The 17,989-nt window shown below is 39.0% G+C and carries 17 protein-coding genes and 1 tRNA gene; 4 read left to right on the plus strand and 14 right to left on the minus strand.

Features of this window, described 5'->3' with window-relative positions; all coding sequences use genetic code 11:
• Positions 1-27 precede the first annotated feature (27 nt).
• Positions 28-216, plus strand: a complete 189-nt coding sequence (locus V7164_RS13865; RefSeq protein WP_315668045.1) for a hypothetical protein — start codon at positions 28-30, stop codon at positions 214-216.
• Between the two features lie 66 nt (positions 217-282).
• On the opposite strand, the gene proC is transcribed toward V7164_RS13865, so the two are convergent.
• The 7 genes from proC to nikC form a co-directional block, all read right to left on the minus strand.
• Positions 283-1,092, minus strand: coding sequence for a pyrroline-5-carboxylate reductase (gene proC / locus V7164_RS13870; RefSeq protein WP_335347679.1), 810 nt, complete (start codon positions 1,090-1,092; stop codon positions 283-285).
• A gap of 27 nt (positions 1,093-1,119) precedes the next feature.
• A complete protein-coding gene (locus V7164_RS13875; protein ID WP_335347678.1) occupies positions 1,120-1,773 on the minus strand; it encodes an NUDIX hydrolase in 654 nt (217 codons plus the stop codon).
• 30 nt (positions 1,774-1,803) lie between these two features.
• Entirely contained in the window at positions 1,804-2,760 is a 957-nt protein-coding gene (locus V7164_RS13880) for an MBL fold metallo-hydrolase (protein WP_335347677.1), read from the minus strand.
• A 132-nt stretch (positions 2,761-2,892) separates the two neighbouring features.
• Complete coding sequence (locus V7164_RS13885; RefSeq protein ID WP_335347676.1) at positions 2,893-3,906, minus strand: ABC transporter ATP-binding protein; 1,014 nt, start codon at positions 3,904-3,906, stop codon at positions 2,893-2,895.
• Positions 3,899-4,924 carry an ABC transporter ATP-binding protein gene (locus V7164_RS13890; RefSeq protein ID WP_335354372.1) on the minus strand — a complete coding sequence of 342 codons (1,026 nt, stop codon included), beginning with the start codon at positions 4,922-4,924 and terminating at the stop codon, positions 3,899-3,901. Before V7164_RS13890 ends, V7164_RS13885 begins: the two co-directional genes overlap by 8 nt.
• A 14-nt stretch (positions 4,925-4,938) precedes the next feature.
• A complete protein-coding gene (locus V7164_RS13895; RefSeq protein WP_335346551.1) occupies positions 4,939-5,862 on the minus strand; it encodes an ABC transporter permease in 924 nt (307 codons plus the stop codon).
• A 21-nt stretch (positions 5,863-5,883) separates the two neighbouring features.
• Positions 5,884-6,789 (minus strand): nickel transporter permease, encoded by a 906-nt coding sequence (gene nikC, locus V7164_RS13900; RefSeq protein WP_335354373.1) that lies wholly within the window; start codon positions 6,787-6,789, stop codon positions 5,884-5,886.
• A gap of 309 nt (positions 6,790-7,098) precedes the next feature.
• Between nikC and V7164_RS13905 the strand changes: the two genes are divergently transcribed.
• Positions 7,099-8,691 carry a glutathione ABC transporter substrate-binding protein gene (locus tag V7164_RS13905; protein WP_335346549.1) on the plus strand — a complete coding sequence of 531 codons (1,593 nt, stop codon included), beginning with the start codon at positions 7,099-7,101 and terminating at the stop codon, positions 8,689-8,691.
• Positions 8,692-8,779: 88 nt separating this feature from the next.
• On the opposite strand, the gene yhbH is transcribed toward V7164_RS13905, so the two are convergent.
• Positions 8,780-9,949 (minus strand): sporulation protein YhbH, encoded by a 1,170-nt coding sequence (gene yhbH, locus V7164_RS13910; RefSeq protein WP_335346548.1) that lies wholly within the window; start codon positions 9,947-9,949, stop codon positions 8,780-8,782.
• A 593-nt stretch (positions 9,950-10,542) separates the two neighbouring features.
• Between yhbH and V7164_RS13915 the strand changes: the two genes are divergently transcribed.
• Complete coding sequence (locus V7164_RS13915; protein ID WP_335347582.1) at positions 10,543-10,689, plus strand: hypothetical protein; 147 nt, start codon at positions 10,543-10,545, stop codon at positions 10,687-10,689.
• Positions 10,690-10,766: 77 nt separating this feature from the next.
• On the opposite strand, the gene V7164_RS13920 is transcribed toward V7164_RS13915, so the two are convergent.
• The 5 genes from V7164_RS13920 to queG all read right to left on the minus strand — a co-directional run bounded on the left by V7164_RS13920 (position 10,767) and on the right by queG (position 16,892).
• On the minus strand, positions 10,767-12,662 hold the full coding sequence (locus V7164_RS13920; RefSeq protein ID WP_335354374.1) for a PrkA family serine protein kinase: 1,896 nt from the start codon (positions 12,660-12,662) through the stop codon (positions 10,767-10,769).
• Positions 12,663-13,099: 437 nt separating this feature from the next.
• A complete protein-coding gene (nfsA, locus tag V7164_RS13925; RefSeq protein WP_335354375.1) occupies positions 13,100-13,849 on the minus strand; it encodes an oxygen-insensitive NADPH nitroreductase in 750 nt (249 codons plus the stop codon).
• Between the two features lie 384 nt (positions 13,850-14,233).
• The gene (trmL, locus tag V7164_RS13930) at positions 14,234-14,707 is read right to left on the minus strand and encodes a tRNA (uridine(34)/cytosine(34)/5-carboxymethylaminomethyluridine(34)-2'-O)-methyltransferase TrmL (protein ID WP_438824141.1); all 474 of its coding nucleotides are present in this window, start codon (positions 14,705-14,707) and stop codon (positions 14,234-14,236) included.
• 82 nt (positions 14,708-14,789) lie between these two features.
• The gene (locus tag V7164_RS13935; protein WP_335354376.1) at positions 14,790-15,671 is read right to left on the minus strand and encodes an amidase domain-containing protein; all 882 of its coding nucleotides are present in this window, start codon (positions 15,669-15,671) and stop codon (positions 14,790-14,792) included.
• A 90-nt stretch (positions 15,672-15,761) separates the two neighbouring features.
• Complete coding sequence (gene queG / locus V7164_RS13940) at positions 15,762-16,892, minus strand: tRNA epoxyqueuosine(34) reductase QueG (protein WP_335348140.1); 1,131 nt, start codon at positions 16,890-16,892, stop codon at positions 15,762-15,764.
• A gap of 107 nt (positions 16,893-16,999) precedes the next feature.
• Between queG and V7164_RS13945 the strand changes: the two genes are divergently transcribed.
• Positions 17,000-17,668: a B3/B4 domain-containing protein gene (locus V7164_RS13945; RefSeq protein ID WP_335348139.1), complete on the plus strand. Its 669-nt coding sequence runs from the start codon at positions 17,000-17,002 to the stop codon at positions 17,666-17,668.
• Between the two features lie 75 nt (positions 17,669-17,743).
• On the opposite strand, the gene V7164_RS13950 is transcribed toward V7164_RS13945, so the two are convergent.
• Positions 17,744-17,817, minus strand: a tRNA-Gly gene (locus V7164_RS13950).
• Between the last annotated feature and the right edge of the window lie 172 nt (positions 17,818-17,989).

A 17,989-nucleotide genomic window follows, 5' to 3' on the forward strand; every position in this document is an offset into this window, starting at 1 on the left:
AAAAATTTTTATTGAATGGGATGTGTAATGATGGCAGATAGCAAAAAGGATAAAAACGAAAAAAAAGATGTAAACATTGGCTCGAAAGTATCCCTCAACGGTCTTGTTACTGCTGTTTTTGACAACATGGTACATGTTCAAATCGGTGCTAAAATTGTTACTGTCCATATGAAAGACTTGTACTCAGGTCTTAATCAAACTTTGCTGAAAAATTAACATTGTGTTTTTCAATAAACAGGAGGAGCAGCAAATTTATGCTGCTCCTCCGTTTATTTTGAAAAATTACTGATTAGAGAGTGCTTTTGTTTTCTCTGTGCATTTCTCCATTGCCGACAGGACAGCAGTACGCAATCCCTTTCTCTCAAGCTCAGCTACCGCCTCGATCGTTGCTCCTCCAGGAGTACAAACCTCATCTTTAAGCTCACCCGGATGTTTTCCCGTTTCGAGAACCATTTTCGCAGCCCCTAAAACTGCTTGGGCTGCTAATTTATAGGACTGCTCTCTAGTTAATCCGTTTTTGACTCCCCCATCTGCTAATGCCTCGATAAACATATACACATAGGCAGGTGATGAGGCACTAATAGCTGGAATTGAATCCATTAAGCTCTCATGAACGACTTCAGCCTTTCCAAAGCATGAAAAAATACTAAGAACTTCATCCAGTTCCTCTTTTGTCACAAATTGGTTTGCACAAAGTACGCTCATCCCCTCTCCAATTAATGAAGGTGTATTGGGCATAGACCGAATCGCTTTTACCTTCCGTGGAAATGATTCCTCAAGGAATTGCAGGCTAATTCCTGCAGCAATTGTGATAATGAGCGAATGAGGCTTAATGATATCTTTAATTTCCTCAATAATAGATTGGTGGAGATTTGGCTTTATCGCAAGGAAGAGTATATCAGCATGCTCCGCAACTGCTTTATTATCCGTTGTTACCCGGATAGAGAACCTTTCCATCACGTTCCTAACTGTCTCCTTTGAAGCCGCACTTGCCATTATATTCGCAGCTGGAACTTTATCCGCTTGGAGGATTCCCCCTATAATCGCCTGCGCCATTTTTCCCGAACCTATGAAACCAATCTTTCTATTCAAATTAACACATCCTGACTTTTTACATGATTATAGTGACGACCCTTGATCATTAAGGCCTAGCCCATCTGAGTTAAGGATTTCAATAAAATGCTTAAGAATTCTAGCTGTTAAACCCCATATCACCTTATCTTCATAATAATAAAAACACTCTTCCATTTTTCTAATTTGCCAATCATAATTTTCTCCACCGATAATTTGGTTAAATGGAAAGTCTTTTTCAGGCTCAACGCGAAAGCGGATTTGAAAGGTCTCGGGCTCAGTTTTTTTTAAGTATGATAGCGGCACAGTGAAAGTCTTCTCCACTTCACTTCGGTTAACATTGATCATTTCCGGATTTCTTATGTGGCCAACGTAAGGATAGATAATAGTTCCAAACGGAGAAATCATATAGTCTAACGGAAAAACATGATGAATATGATCCTCTTTTATCCCTAACTCTTCTGAAGTCTCCCTTATTGCCGTATACTTTTCATCACGATCCGTCCTATCGACCCTTCCTCCTGGAAAGCAGACTTCACCTGGCTGTCTTCTTAATTGTAGAGAACGAACCTCAAATAAAAGGTGAATATCATCTTCCATTTGGATAAGGGGAATGAGGATGGCATATTTAGAGAATTTCTCACTTCCTAGAATGGAAGGTGTACGGCTTTTAAGCTTTTTTATTATTTTCTGTAGATCCATTTCCTACACCTCCATACTTTGTTTAACACCTTATTTTTCTCGTTTTGCTAAATAATCTATAATTCCCATTGATCCGACAGTCAAATCAAGCTGAATAATTTCCGATAAATCTTCTTCTAATACTATTTGATTTTCGGATAAAAATTGATTGACCTCATTCAATAGCAGATGGAAAAGGGCTTTCTGCTTCGTATCAAATGAAGCAGTTTGGTTTTCTGCCCATACCTTTTCCCCAGCAGCCATAAATAGGGGAAGCCAATACTCAATTTGCTTAAAAACCTGATCAGGATTAGCTGTCATTCCATAATGGCCAAAGTAAATCCTCTCGACACGAAGGGATGAAATTCTTTTCATTGATTGAAGCATCGTCTCAGGATCAAATTGATTTGGTGAGGTAGATGGGAGAAATAGCTCAACCCCCTGATCGAAAACTTGAGGATAATAAACCCCGATCGTATCGCCAGTAAAAATCCCATTACTTAATGAATCATGTATAGAAAAATGATGGTTGGCATGACCTGGTGTATCCATAAATTTCAGAATACGTTCTTTTCCAATTTTTATCGTTTCCCCGTCCTCTTTGATTACCAAACGATCCTCTGGCACTGGCAAAATGGGATCAAAGAGCTCATTAAATTTATCTCCATAAACGGCCTTTGCCCCTTGAATCAGTCTAGAGGGATCAGCAAGATGACGTTTGCCCCGAGGATGAACAATTACTTTAGCATTCGGGCAATGATTAAGCAATAAACCAACACCGCCAGCATGATCAAGATGTATATGTGTGACAATTATATTTTTTACTTCTGTTAACTTTATGCCTAATTCCTCTAACCCTTTCAGCACAAACGGAATAGAGGGACTCGCGCTCGTTTCAATAAGCGTTACTTCCTCGGCTTGAAGAATATAGGACCCTGTCCTTCTTTCTTTTCCTAAATCGAATGTATCGATAAGAGATACATTATACCCTAAATCTGTTGCACTCATTCGCCAAACCCCTTTCGAAAGTATATTTACTATTTTATAACGAATTCTTCGATACGAGGCAAAATTCCTCTTTCCGCTGATTTTCCCCCCTAAAAAAAGCCCTCTCAAAGAGAAGGGCTTTCGAAGCATTGTTTAATAGTTTGCTTTTAATGCAGAGAAATCGACAGAACCTTCCTCTGCTAAATGGCAGGCCACTTGATGATTCTCACCAGGAATGGCATGCAGGGATGGTTCCACTGTTGCACATCGATCAAACGCATATGGGCAGCGTGTGTGAAAACGGCATCCGGCTGGTGGATCTATCGGTGATGGCACATCCCCTTTGAGTATGATCCGTTCTTTCTTCTCTAATACATTCGTACTTGGAATTGCAGATAATAATGCCTTTGTATAAGGATGCTGCGGATTATTAAATAAGGATTTTTTATCAGCGATTTCCACAATCTTGCCTAAGTACATGACAATGATTCGATCAGAAATATGGCGTACTACACCAAGATCATGGGAAATAAAAAGATAGGTTAATTTGAACTCTCTTTGCAATTCCTTTAGCAGGTTTAACACTTGTGCTTGAATAGACACGTCAAGTGCTGAAACAGCCTCATCACAAATAATCAGCTTTGGATTAACTGAAAGAGCACGGGCTATGCCAATTCGCTGACGCTGTCCGCCACTGAATTCATGTGGATAGCGGTCAACCTGGTGTGCTCCAATTCCTACTGTTTCAAGTAACTCAGTAATTTTTTGTCTTCTTTCTCTTGGAGGCACAACATTTTGGATCTCCAGTGCTTCTTCTAAAATCTGACTTACTGTTTGACGTGGATTTAATGAAGCATAAGGATCCTGGAATATGATTTGCAAATCTTTTCGCTTTTTTCTCATTTGTGATTTGCTTAATGCAAGCAAATTCTCGCCTTGGAAATACACTTCACCAGAATAAGGATTATCCAATCTAAGGATCGCTCTGCCAGTTGTCGATTTGCCGCAGCCCGACTCTCCTACAATACTGACAGTTTCCCCTTCATATATATTAAAGCTAATGTCATCGACTGCTTTAACGTGATTGATCGTACGGCCCAGAATACCGCCTTTTATCGGGAAATACTGCTTAAGCTGTTTCACTTCTAATAATGCTTGCTCACTCATGACTAGCTGCAACCCCCTCTTGTTTTTCCCATTTATCTGTATACATCCAGCAGCGAACCTTATCGCCATCAGGAGCATCCTTTAGCTCTGGCAGCTCGGAATGACAAATTTCTCTGGCAAGCGGACATCGAGGAGCAAATCGGCATCCAAGCGGCAAATTAAATGGACTTGGGACTTGACCATGAATGACAGAAAGATCTCCTTCAACATCTTCATCATGTTTAGGAACTGAGTTTAATAGACCGATTGTATATGGATGCTTAGGGTCAGTAAAGATGGTTTCTACATCTGCATATTCTACAACTTTCCCACAATACATAACCGCTACCTTATCACACATTTCAGCTACTACACCGAGATCATGAGTTATAATCATGAGTGAAGTTCCAAGTTCGTCCTGAAGCTTTTTTATCAATTCAAGAATTTGGGCCTGAATCGTAACATCCAGTGCAGTAGTCGGCTCATCAGCAATTAATAATTCTGGATTACATGCTAATGCAATCGCAATCATAACCCGTTGGCGCATTCCCCCTGAAAGCTCAAACGGATATTGCTTGGCACGTTTTTCTGGTGATGGGATTCCTACCAAACTCAGCATATCAATTGCTTTAATCCAAGCATCCTTGCGGTTAAGCTTCTGATGGATACGAATGGATTCCGCAATCTGTTCCCCGCAGGTTATTGTTGGGTTCAAAGAAGTCATTGGTTCTTGGAAAATCATCGAGATATTATTTCCGCGAATATCCATCATCTGCTTTTTCGTTTTTTCTAATAGGTTTTCCCCTTTGAAATAAACTTCCCCACCGACAATTTTCCCAATTGGCTCTTGCAGAAGGCGAAGAATCGAAAGGGAAGTAATACTTTTACCTGAGCCAGATTCGCCAACTATTCCTAGCGTTTTGCCCTTTTCAATCGAGAAGTCAACACCATCAACCGCTTTTACTTCTCCTTCATCTGTAAAGAAAGAGGTACGGAGATTTCTTATATCAAGAATTTTTTCACTTTTTTGTTTAGTCATTGGTCTCACCAGCCTTAGTTCAAATCAATCCGTTTGTTAATGAAACGGTATGTAACATCCACAAGTGTATTAACAATTACAAAGAGAACAGCACATACAAGAATCGTTCCTTGTACCATCGGGAAATCATGTGCACGAATAGAATCGATAATTAAGCGGCCTAAACCATTAATGGCAAAAACCGTTTCTGTTACAACTGCTCCCCCTAATAAACCTCCAAATTGCAGGCCGACCACCGTAACAACAGGAACTAAAGCATTACGCAGAGCATGCTTGTAAATGACTAGACGATCGCTAACCCCTTTTGCATAGGCTGTGCGAATATAATCCTGATCAATAACTTCAAGCATACTTGAACGGGTCATTCGGGCAATAATGGCTGCACCAACAGTTCCTAACGTAATAACCGGCAAAATCATATGTTCAATAGAACCCCACCCTACAACAGGCAGCAATCCAAGATTGACGGAAAAGAAATAAATTAACATAATACCGAGTAAGAAGTTTGGCATTGAGAAGCCGAAAAGTGCTACAAGCATAAGAGAAATATCGGCAAAAGAGCCTTTCCTTGTAGCGGAAATGATCCCTGCAATTAGCCCCCCTAAAACAGCTAATATCGTACCAAGTACTGCAAGTTGAACAGTAATCCAAAATCGTGAATCGAATATTTCATTGGATACAGCACGATTCGTCCGGATAGATGTTCCTAGATCACCTTGAACAGCATTTGAAACATAACGGAAATATTGCTCATATAAAGGATCGTTCAAACCTAAATTCTCTCGCATCTGTTCGACCTGCTCCGGATTAGCATTCTCTCCAGCCATGATTTGAGCGGGATCCCCTGGAATTAAGTGCATCATTAAAAATACAGCTAGAGTAACCCCGATCATAACAGGGATTGTCTGGATTATTCTTCGAAGAATATATATAAACATGTTCGTTCACCTTCTCTCATATTATTTCTTGGATTTTGGATCAAGTGCGTCACGTAATCCGTCACCAAATAAGTTAAAGCCTACTACAACTAGCAAAATAGCTAATCCCGGAATTAAAGTAACGTGCGGAGCCTGTGCTAAATAAGAACGGCCCTGTGAAAGCATGAAACCCCACTCAGGAGTTGGCGGCTTTGTCCCCATTCCAAGGAAAGACAGTGAACTAGCAGTAATGATGGCTGACGCAATATAAAGTGTAGCTTGTACAATGATTGGAGAAAGAATATTGGGAAGAATATGCTTAAAGATAATTCTAAAATCACTCGAACCCATAGCCCTTATAGCATCGATGTACTCTAGCTTTTTTACACTCAAAGTAGACCCGCGAACAATCCGGGCAAATGTTGGAACCGCAAAAAATGCAACTGCAATAATCACATTCGTTGTACTTGCGCCAAGCACACTTATGATGGCTAGCGCTAGCAAAATACCAGGGAAAGCTAGTAAAATATCGCATATTCTCATAATGAATGAATCGACCCATCTGCCGTAATATCCGGCTATAATTCCTAATAGAATTCCGGCAAACGCACCGAGGACAGTTGATAAAATTCCTATAGATAATGAAATTCTTGCCCCAAATAATATTCGGCTTAATATATCACGTCCCTTGTCATCCGTGCCTAGCCAATGTTCAGATGAAGGCGCTTGCAATTTTTTGACCAATGCCATTTCCGCAGGATCATACGGTGCAAGCAGGGGTGCAAAAATAGCCATAAAAGCAATGGCAATGACAATAAAGGCACCGCACATGGCCGCCTTGTTTTTCGCAAGTTTCTTATAAAAGGCTTTAGCTCGGGCTGCCTTTGGATTGTACTGTTTAACAGGAATGGCCGGAGCAGTTGATTGAAGCTGTGGCTGTTGATTCATATCCTATTTTTCATCCTTCCATTAGTAAATTAAAGATTAAAAAAATTCAAAACACACAACGAATATAATATATAAATTTTAATGATATGACAATGCTTTTTAATTAGCAGAATATGATTATCCTTTAATCAAAATGCTAGCTTATCACCCTTTCTCCTATTATGTGGAAAATTGTAGAATTTTAGAGATATGATTACATTTTTATGACAATATTAACATATAAATTAAATATTACCAAAATAAATCTTGTAAATTATCAATTGTTCTACTATTATAAAAATTGTATGACTAAATAAGGGGGTTATTTTTTTGATTAAGAAGAACAATCTTTTGCTCATGTTAGCGCTTGCATTTATTTTAGTGCTGTCAGCATGTAGCGGAAAAAGCAACACTACCACTGAGGAAACTCCTGCTAAGGAAGGCGAAACGCCTAAGACAGAAGAGCCAGCAACTGGTGGCAAAGACTTCGTCTATGTTACAGGATCAGATGCACCAACTTTAGATCCACATGGAGTGAATGACACTGCATCTAATACTGCAACAACCCAACTATATGAGCGTTTGACAGATTACGCACCGGATGGATCTGTTGTTCCATTACTTGCTACTGAATATAAAGCAGTAGATGATACAACTTGGGAATTCAAACTTCGTGAAGGAGTTAAATTCCATGACGGAACAGATTTCAATGCTGAAGCTGTCAAAATGAGTTTTGAGAGAATTATCGATCCAGAATTTGCTTCACCAAAAGCGGTTATTCTTAACGTGATTACAGAAGTTAAGGTTATTGACGATTACACAATTCAAATCATTACAGAGAAGCCTTTTGCTCCGCTGCCAGCTCACTTAGCACATAACGCTGGTTCAATCATCGCTCCTTCTGCTCTTAAAGAAGAAAAAGATGGCGGTAAGAAAGTTGACGAAAATCCAATTGGTACAGGTCCTTTCAAATTCGATACATGGAACCGTGGTGCTGAAATTAATTTTGTTAGAAACGATGAATATTGGGGAGAAAAGCCTTCCATTGAAACTGTTGCGATCAAAGTTGTACCAGAACAAGCTACACGTGTAGCAATGATCGAAACAGGCGAAGCTCATCTTATGCTAGTAGGTGCTTCTGATGTTACTCGTGTAGAAGCGATGGATGGAATCGAGATCGACCGTGTTCGCGGTACTCGTATGGACTACGTAAGTTTCAACTTGAATAAAGCTCCATATGACAACATTAAAGTTCGTCAAGCGATTGCAATGGCTATTAACAAAGATGATGTTGTAAACGGAATCCTAGATGGTCAAGGAGTTCCAGCTGTTGGTCCATTAGCGCCTACAGTTGTTGGTAACTACCAAGACTTAAAGCCACTTCCATATGATGTAGAGGCTGCGAAGAAATTACTTGCAGAAGCTGGATTTGCAGATGGTTTCAAAACAACGATCTATGTAAATGAAGGAAGTAAAGAGCGTGCGGATATTGCGGAATTAGTTCAAGCTCAATTAGCTGAAATTAATATCGAAGTAGATATCCAAGTTATTGAGTGGGGAACATTCCTTGAGAAAACAGCAGCTGGTGAGCACGAATTATTCGTTCTAGGCTGGACTACAGTAACAGGTGATGCTGACTACGGCTTATACGCATTATTCCATTCTGCTAATCATGGATCAGTTGGTAACCGTTCATTCTACACAAACGCTAAAGTGGATGAGTTACTAGATAAAGGACGTACAAGTACAAATCAAGATGATCGTAACGAAGCATACAAAGAAGTTTCTGAAATTCTTGTAGAAGAAGCACCAATGGTATACCTGCATCATCCTGACTTTGTTCATGCTACAAACGGAGTTGAATCTGGTTTATTCGTAAACTTCAGTGGAACTCCATTCTTTAAAGATATTAAATTAAAATAATATCATAAAAGTACAACCCCATTTCTATTTTTGAAATGGGGTTGTACTTTTTTAATAGAATAAGAGAGAAGGGGTCACCCTCTCTCCATTAGACGTACATTTTATCTTCTTCCTTCTTGAAAAAGCTCTTCATGGCGTGAAATACATCCACTTTTTGTTTTAAAATATAGTAACGGAAATCATCATGTTTGATATTTTTATATGCGGACATGAGGGTCGAATGGCGGTTGTATTGGTTTACCTCGCCATAGCCAAACATATTGGAAACCTTCATTAGCTCTTCAACTAGCTTTACACAGCGGGCATTGTCGGAGGTCAAGTTGTCACCATCGGAAAAGTGAAATGGATAAATATTAAATCTGCGGGGATTATATTTTGCCTCAATAAGTTCTAATGCTTTACGGTAGGCTGAGGAACAGATCGTACCGCCGCTTTCACCTTTTGAAAAGAAATCTTCCTCTGATACAACCTTTGCCTCCGTATGGTGTGCAATAAATTCAATTTCTACGGTTTCGTATTTCGTCCTCAAAAATCTTGTCATCCAGAAGAAAAAGCTTCTAGCCATATACTTTTCCCATATTCCCATTGAGCCGCTCGTATCCATCATTGCTAATACGACTGCTTTGGAATCAGGCTTAGTGACTTCATTCCATGTCTTGAACTTTAAATCCTCTTTATAAATGGGATGGAAGCTAGGCTTTCCGGTCATGGCATTTCGTTTAAATGCTGTCATCATCGTTCGTTTCTTATCAATATTCCCCATTAAGCCTGTTTTTCGGATATCATTAAATTCAATGTTTTCAACAAGAATTTCTGCTTGTTCTTTTCTTTTTAAATTGGGAAGCTCTAATTGTTTAAAGAGTGCCTCTTCAATTTCCATTAACGAAACTTCAGCTTCAAAATAATCTTCACCAGGCTGATCGCCTGCTCCCTGCCCTTTCCCAGGTCCTTTTTGATTACTTGATCCATCACGGGCCACTACATCACCAATGCGGCTATCTCCATCTCCTTGGCCAACATGTTTGTTCTTATCATAATTATAGCGAATTTTATATTCGTCTAGTGAACGAATCGGGATTTTTACTACTTCCCGACCATTCGACATGACTATACTCTCTTCTGTTATAAGATCAGGTAAATTATTTCGGATGGCATCCTGAACTTTTTCCTGATGGCGCTGCTGGTCATCATGGCCTTTGCGATGGAGGGACCAATCTTCTTGAGAAATCACAAACTGATGGTTATTTATTTCGGTCACATTAAGCCCTCCTTTAATCAATTTCGCCTGGGCGAAATTGCGCCCAGATATTTATCGAGCTTGCTCGATAATTTCCTCTAAAAAATCTGAGGCATCCGCCGGAGGCTTAACTTCATGCAGCCGGAGTTTGAACCCCTACTGAGTTAGATACAATTTTGCGTTCAACAATCACATTTAGGAGTGGGAGACTTCTGCTGAATGAAGTTAATTTCGCGCACAATTCTAACTAAACAACATAGAATATCGAGAGTGTCAACAGAACAGCGCCTAGCTATTATAAAATGGCTTCATATAAGCTAAATACAATGTATAGCTAGACAATGGAACTTGGTTAATGCTCATTTAACCAATCTTACATTTCACAAATCCAATTGACAAAAGGCTCTTAACCTTTTTTCTTCCTTTGGACAACTTAAGGATAAGAATGTTTATTACTTTATCCTATGCAAGAACGCGAAATAATTTACAAATAATTTCGATAATAGAGTAGTTCCGCTTTTATAAGGACAAGCTTTCTTTTATACTAATTAAATACATATAGTGATTCAGCCAGAAATAAACTTTAGTAACCATAATTATATCGAGGTGACATAATGAGCGAGTTCCTATGCTGTGACCGATGCGGCGAGCTTTCCATGTATGATTGTACGATCTATATCGATAACAAACCGATTTGCCCTGCCTGCAGCAATTTAATCGTTTATTTACAAGGTACACATTTGGTTGAAGAGAATAAGTAAATAATGGTAGAAAAAGGACTGACAGATTTGCTGTCAGTCCTTTTCTTTCCTAAACTTTATAGTCATGATTTTACATTCTACCTATTTAAGAGGCTGCCAACATACCTCAGCAGTTCGTTCGCAGAAGTCGAATTGTAGCCATGCTCATCGATTAACCGCGCTACGACTTCGTTTACCTTTTTAAGCTGCTGTTCATCAGGTGTTTTTGAAGAGGTTGTAATTTTTACAACATCCTTTAAATCGGCAAATAATTTCTTTTGAATCGCTTCACGGAGCCTGTCATGAGAGTTATAATCAAATCTCTTTCCTTTTCGGGCATAAGCGGAAATTCGAATAAGAATCTCTTCCCGGAAGGCTTTTTTTGCATTTTCCGAAATGCCAATTTGCTCCTCAATGGAACGCATGAGCTTTTCGTCCGGATTAATTTCCTCGCCTGTCAATTGATCACGAAGCTTTGACTTATTGCAATAGGCCTCCACATTATCCAGGTAGTTATCCATAAGTGTTTTCGCGGATTCTTCATATGAATACACAAATGCCTTCTGTACTTCCTTTTTCGCGATTTCATCATATTCCTTACGGGCAAGTGAAATGAAGTTTAAATATCGCTCCCTAAGCTCTTGTGTAATCGATGGATGCTGATCCAGTCCTTCTTTTAAAGATCTTAATACATCCAGTGCATTGATGGAGGTGATCTCTTTACGAATAATCGTTGAAGAAATTCGATTGATTACATAACGCGGATCGATGCCGCTCATGCCTTCATCCTGGTATTCCTTTTTCAATTCTTCCACATCAGCCCGATTATAGCCTTCAACACTTTCACCGTCATAAAGACGCATTTTCTTAACTAAATCGATATCGCCCTTCTTCGGTTCCTTCAAGCGTGTTAGGATTGTAAACATCGCGGCTACTCTTAACGTATGCGGTGCAATGTGAACATCATAAACATCGCTTTCGCGAATCATTTTATCATAAATTTTCTCCTCTTCCGTTACCTTTAAATTATACGGAATTGGCATGACAATAATTCTTGAGTGGAGGGCCTCATTTTTCTTATTCGAGATAAAGGAACGGTACTCCGTCTCGTTTGTATGTGCAACAATTAATTCATCAGCGGAAATAAGCGCAAACCTTCCCGCTTTAAAATTCCCTTCCTGAGTTAAGGATAATAGATGCCATAGAAACTTTTCGTCACATTTCAGCATCTCCTGGAACTCCATCATCCCACGGTTTGCTTTATTCAGCTCCCCATCAAACCGATATGCCCTCGGATCTGATTCAGAACCGTATTCTGCGATGGTCGAAAAATCAATGCTTCCAGTTAAATCGGCAATATCTTGAGATTTCGGATCGGATGGACTAAATGTTCCAATTCCCACTCTTCGGTCTTCCGAAAAAATAATTCTTTCTACAAGAACATCCTCAATTCTTCCGTTATATTCCTGCTCCAAACGCATCATGTTCAGCGGAGATAGATTTCCTTCAATTCTTATCCCGTATTCATCATGGAAATCCTGTCTGAGATGGTGTGGGATAAGATGTAAAGGATCTTCATGCATTGGACAGCCTTTTATCGCATAGACTGCTCCCCTATCCTGATGGGAATAAGCCTCTAAGCCTCTTTTTAGCATAGTGACCAATGTGGATTTTCCACCGCTAACAGGCCCCATTAATAAGAGAATTCTTTTGCGAACATCCAGCCTTTTGGCAGCCGGATGAAAATATTCTTCTACAAGTCTTTCGAGTGCTTCCTCTAACCCAAATAATTGGTTGCTGAAAAAGCGATATCGTTTCTGCCCCTTTACGTCCTCAATAACCGAATCTTTAATCATATTATATACCCGGGAATGTGCCGACTGGGCAACCCATGGCTTCTCTTTAATAATTTCTAAATACTCTCCAAAAGTCCCTTCCCATTTAAGCTTTGCCTCTTCATGTCGATACATCTCAATTTTTTTTAGAATATCCATAAGGACCTCCCCCTGTCGCAATTTCAGAGACGTTTAATATACTCTATGCGCGCCTGTAAATGAACATGCTAATTTAGGGAATACATCCGGTTGTCCTTTTTTAAAATAATTTTTTGTAAAAAGAAGAATGATAAGATGGGATGCGTTGATACCCCATTTGTTTCCGATTCGTCTATTAGGTTTTCATGAAAACTTCACAAATGATCAAGTGTTACAAATTTTCCACAGATTTTATTTCACACTTTCATTTTATTGGGCTATAATAAGCATATATATTGATTGAAATTACTAATGTTAATAAGGAGGATTTCATACATATGGGTACGGTTATTATTCTCGGTGTTATGGTTGCTTTCCTTGCTGCTATTTTCGCATCTGGTTACGAAGATAAGCCAGGAACAGGTAATAAATAAAAAAGCTGCCAAATGCAGCTTTTTTTATTTGAGGTTTAGTTCTAATTTTTCTACAAATTCCTTCATATACATTCTTGATTGCTTCTCCAGCATATTGGCCATTTGGCTTGTCCAAGTATCATTTCTTTTTCCTTTTGTTCTTTCGATATAATACTCGGAAATGATACGATTATACATTTCCAGCTGGTTACGAATTTCTTCTTTATCTTGATGGTATTCATTTTCATGATAAACCGATTCCAGTGGAAGTCTTGGTTTCAGATCTGTATTTTGTTCAGGGTATCCTACTGCTAGTCCGAATAAAGGAACTACCCGTTTTGGTGTCTTTAGCAGCTTGCATACTTCTTCGAGATTATTGCGGATACCGCCAATATAGCAAATCCCAAGCCCCATAGATTCCGCAGCAATGACTGCATTCTGGGCAGCTAATGCCGTATCGATTAACGCAACCATAAACTTTTCAGTGCTTTCTATGGATGGATGAACGTCCTTGTTTTCCATTTCTCCTACTAGCTCATGTCGTGATAAATCCGCGCAAAAAACAAAGAAATGTCCGTTATTCGCAACATAATTTTGTTCTCCGGCAATTTGGGCCAATTTATTTTTCTTCTCCTGATCTGTTATGCCAATAATTGAATAAGCTTGAATAAAGCTTGATGTTGAAGCAGATTGTGCACATCTCACAATAGTCTCAATCTGTTCTCTTGTTAATGGCTTGTCCTCGAATTTCCTGACAGACCGATGATTTAAAAGAAGTTCTATGGTTTGATTCATTTACAACCATCCTTTCCATGCCTCAATTACATTGTAACCAAAATTTACTAATTTTTCAAAAAGAAAAGACCTTGGCGGACACCAGTTCCGTTATTTGAAGCAAAATGGGGTATTCCCTTACGTTTATAGACATACGTTCCCTTATTTTGAAAAAAACAGTAATTTTTTTGTGTATTTTCGCAATTAACATCCTCTGTGTCCGCTTAACCTTTAAAATATAGGCATTTAATGAAAATAACGGAATGACTGTCCGTATTATTTTCTTCACAAAAGTGACAAAAAAATAACACTCAGTACCTGAGCGTTATTCTTTGTTAAATCTGCTGATTAGTGTTAATAAAGTTTTTCTCCACATATTGGAACTACTTAATTTAGTCCTTTTCCTTACAGTAAATGTATATAATCTTGCTGGCGTAATGCTTCATATATAAGGATGGCTGCAGTGTTGGATAAGTTCAAGGAACGAACATTATCATTCATCGGAATTCGAAGAGCACGTTCCTTATTATTCTCGATAATGTCCTTAGGCAGGCCAGTTGTTTCTTTTCCAAAAATAAAATAATAATCCTTTGCTTTATCACTATAATCAAATGAAGAGTGAGGCTTCGTACCAAACTTTGTTAGAAAAAAATAGTCCCCGCCTCCCGTCTTTTCAAAAAAGTCATCGAGCGAATCGTAATAAATGATATTGACGAATTGCCAATAGTCCAATCCAGCTCGTTTTAACATTTTATCATCAGTTGAAAAGCCGAGAGGACGAATTAAATGCAAGGTTGTATCAGTCGCAGCACAAGTACGAGCGATATTTCCTGTATTTGCCGGAATTTCTGGTTGATATAAAACTACATGCAATGCCACGTTTGTCACCTCAAAAAATAAACTATATCGATTATTATATCACTGATTTACTCCTTCTACAGGAAAAAGGTTTCATTTCCAATCATTGATCATCCACTATTGTAAAAAATTTATATTTAATATTCGGTGTGTAGGCAGTTGAATCCTCATAGGCCCAATATCTCATCCGGCTATTTGTTGTATGGGCATTGACTAAAGGCATCCCATTTGCATCCTTTGCCGTTACAATTGTCGTATGATCAAATCGTCCGTCCCCTTGGAAATCGTAGCAAATGACATCACCGAGCATTAATTCTTCAGGACTAGAAACCTCTTTGGCCCGAAGTCCAATGGAAGTACGAGGCAAATGCAGCCTCATGGAGTTTGCAACAGACCAGCTATAGCTCCAATTCTTATTCATCATCCACCAGCCTGCCACCCTATTAGGATACCCTCTCATTGGGCCGCCACCGGCATGCAAGCATTGCGATATATAATTCGTGCAATCAACCTCGAATGTTTCATAGGAAGGATTATAGCTATTCCACCATCTTTCGGCATATTGAACAGCTCTTAAGCGGTTATATTCGTAAACAATTCTCTCTTCAGTTTCTTCTATTTCTAGCTCTTGTTCCCTTTCCTGTTTCACTTCTGCATATCGATTAATTTCATGATCCTCGATTAAAATTCCTTTATAAAATTCAGCTTTTCTTTCCTCAATTTCCTCTTCTAAGAAGAACATGTCCTTCTGCTTCACCAAATACTTAAAATGGACATTATATCGAACGGAATCTTTTTCTTCACGACCATGATCAACAGTTATGATGTTCCCAATAGACTTTGCTTTAATAATTTCACCTGAACGCTTAGCAAGCCCCTCTTTCTTAAGTTCTATTTTTGGGCAGAAATGAGTTGAGCTCCTATTTTTTTGAGAAACACATTGCTGCACCCTTTTTTGTAAAAGCTCTTGAAGCTGCTCTCTCACCGGCAACCACTCCTTTCATAAATATATATATGAAAGGAGATGGATGATTTTCCCCATAAAAAATGAGGCAGGCAATCTGGCCGACCTCGTTTACTCAAAAAAGCTTAAGCCTAAATGGATCTCACTTAAAACTTCTTCGTCTTTTTCCTTTTGTTGAGCCTTTTCTAATGCAAGACGAGCGGTTTCTCCTCCAATTTTACCTATCGCCCAAGCAGCAGTTCCACGGATAACAGGCCGTGAGTCTGAAATCATGACTTCAATGAGATCATCAACAGCTGTTTCGTCTTTAAAATGTGCTAATGCAAAAATAGCATTACGCTGGATAGGCTTTTTTCCTCTCCACGATCCAGATAAAGGTCCAAACCTTTCTTTAAAGTCCCGATTACTAATTTGAAGAAGCGGTTTTAATAGTGGTTTGACAATTTCAGGATCCGGCTCCATTTCCTCGTGAAAATAGAAGTTCTTCCCTTTGTTTTCCGGACAAGCCGTTTGGCAAGAATCACAGCCATATAGGCGATTCCCTAATTTCTCACGGAATTCCTCTGGAAGAAATCCCTTTGTCTGTGTGAGAAATGCTATGCACCTTTGTGCATTTAGCTGCCCCCCTTGCACTAAAGCTCCAGTAGGGCAAGCTTCGATACATTTATTGCATGTCCCGCAGCGATCCTCCATCGGCTGGTCAGGCTCAAAAGGAATAGATGTTATCATTTCACCTAAATACACGAAAGAACCAAATTCTGGAGTAATGATGGAACAATTCTTCCCGCTCCAGCCAATTCCCGCTCGTTCAGCAACGGCTCTATCCACTAATTCCCCTGTATCTACCATTGACTTACATTTGGCATCAGGAACTAAGCCCTTAATAAATGCCTCCAGCAGCTCCAGCCGATTCCGTAAAACATGATGGTAGTCTTCTCCCCATGAAGCACGGCAAAATATTCCGCGTCTTTCTCCTTTAATACTCACAACTCTCTCGCTCATTTTAGAAGGGTAAGCAAGAGCTATAGAGATAATGGAGCGAGGCTCATCCATCAGCAACGCAGGATTAACCCTTTTCTCAATATCCTTTTCTTCAAATCCTGATTGGTATTGAAGCTCCTGCTGGCGAATAAGCCGATTTTTCATTTCATCAAAAGTATTTGCTGTTGTGAAGCCAATTTTATCAATTCCAATTTTTTTACTGTATTCGATAACTTCTTGTTTTAACTTTGCCGAATTCACTTTGCTCCCTCCTTTCTATATTTGTTTATATATGAAGGTCCATAATATTATTTAAATCATCGCTTCCTATGATAAACTATTTTTAATCGATTTTGGAGGTGGAAAGGTTGGAAATTCATGTTTCTTCTGAGATTTGCGGGCTTATACCAGATTTTAAAATCGGAGTTATCCGTTATCAGAATATTGAGGTAGGCGAGTCTCCACAAATGGTAAAAGGGCGACTGCAGTTGTTTCAAGAATCGATTTACTTCGATTTAGAGGATAAAAATGTAACAGATTTAGATGGGATTAAAGAATGGAGACAGATTTTTAAAGCTGCAGGGAAAGATCCTAACCGCTACCGTCATTCAGCTGAAGCCCTATACCGCAGGGTCAAAAAGCAAAACTATTTACTGCCTGTGAACAGTGCTACTGATATTAATAACTTCTTCTCTTTGCAATATCAAATTTCACTAGGCATCTATGATATGGACAAACTCAATGGGAGTGTGACGATGAGACTTGGAGAAGATGGTGAAGAATATGTTGGACTAAACGGCAGATCCAATTCGCTTCACCGTTTAATTGTAACGAGTGATGATTCAGGCTCTTTTGGCAGCCCTTTTGTAGATTCAGAAAGAACTTCTGTGACAGAAAAAACAAAAAACGCTATACATATTGTTTATTTACGCCCTTCCTTCAATATCGATGAGGCGAATGAAATGGTCACTTCTCTTATGAATATGTTTATTCAAATTCATGGAGGACAAGGAAATATAGAGATTATAGGGTGCTAAACTGGCACCTTTTTTTGACATTAAAAAACGCAATACCTCGTTCTTTATTGAAACGAAACACTGCGTTGATATGTATGGAGCGGGTGATGGGAATCGAACCCACGACAACAGCTTGGAAGGCTGTAGTTTTACCACTAAACTACACCCGCATTTTACTAAAAATAAAAAAACAGGTTTCCCTGTAAATTTCATAAACAATAATTTAACATTTTCTTAATATTACAACCTTTTCGAAGTATCGTCAAGTTTTTTTCGACAAATTTCTTTGTTTTTCTTTCTTTAGAAACGTCCGTCAAAAGGATGTGGATGGACTTTTTGGTC

This window comes from Bacillus sp. JJ1474 (assembly GCF_036965225.1).
In the GTDB taxonomy this organism is placed as follows: Bacteria; Bacillota; Bacilli; order Bacillales; family Cytobacillaceae; genus Cytobacillus.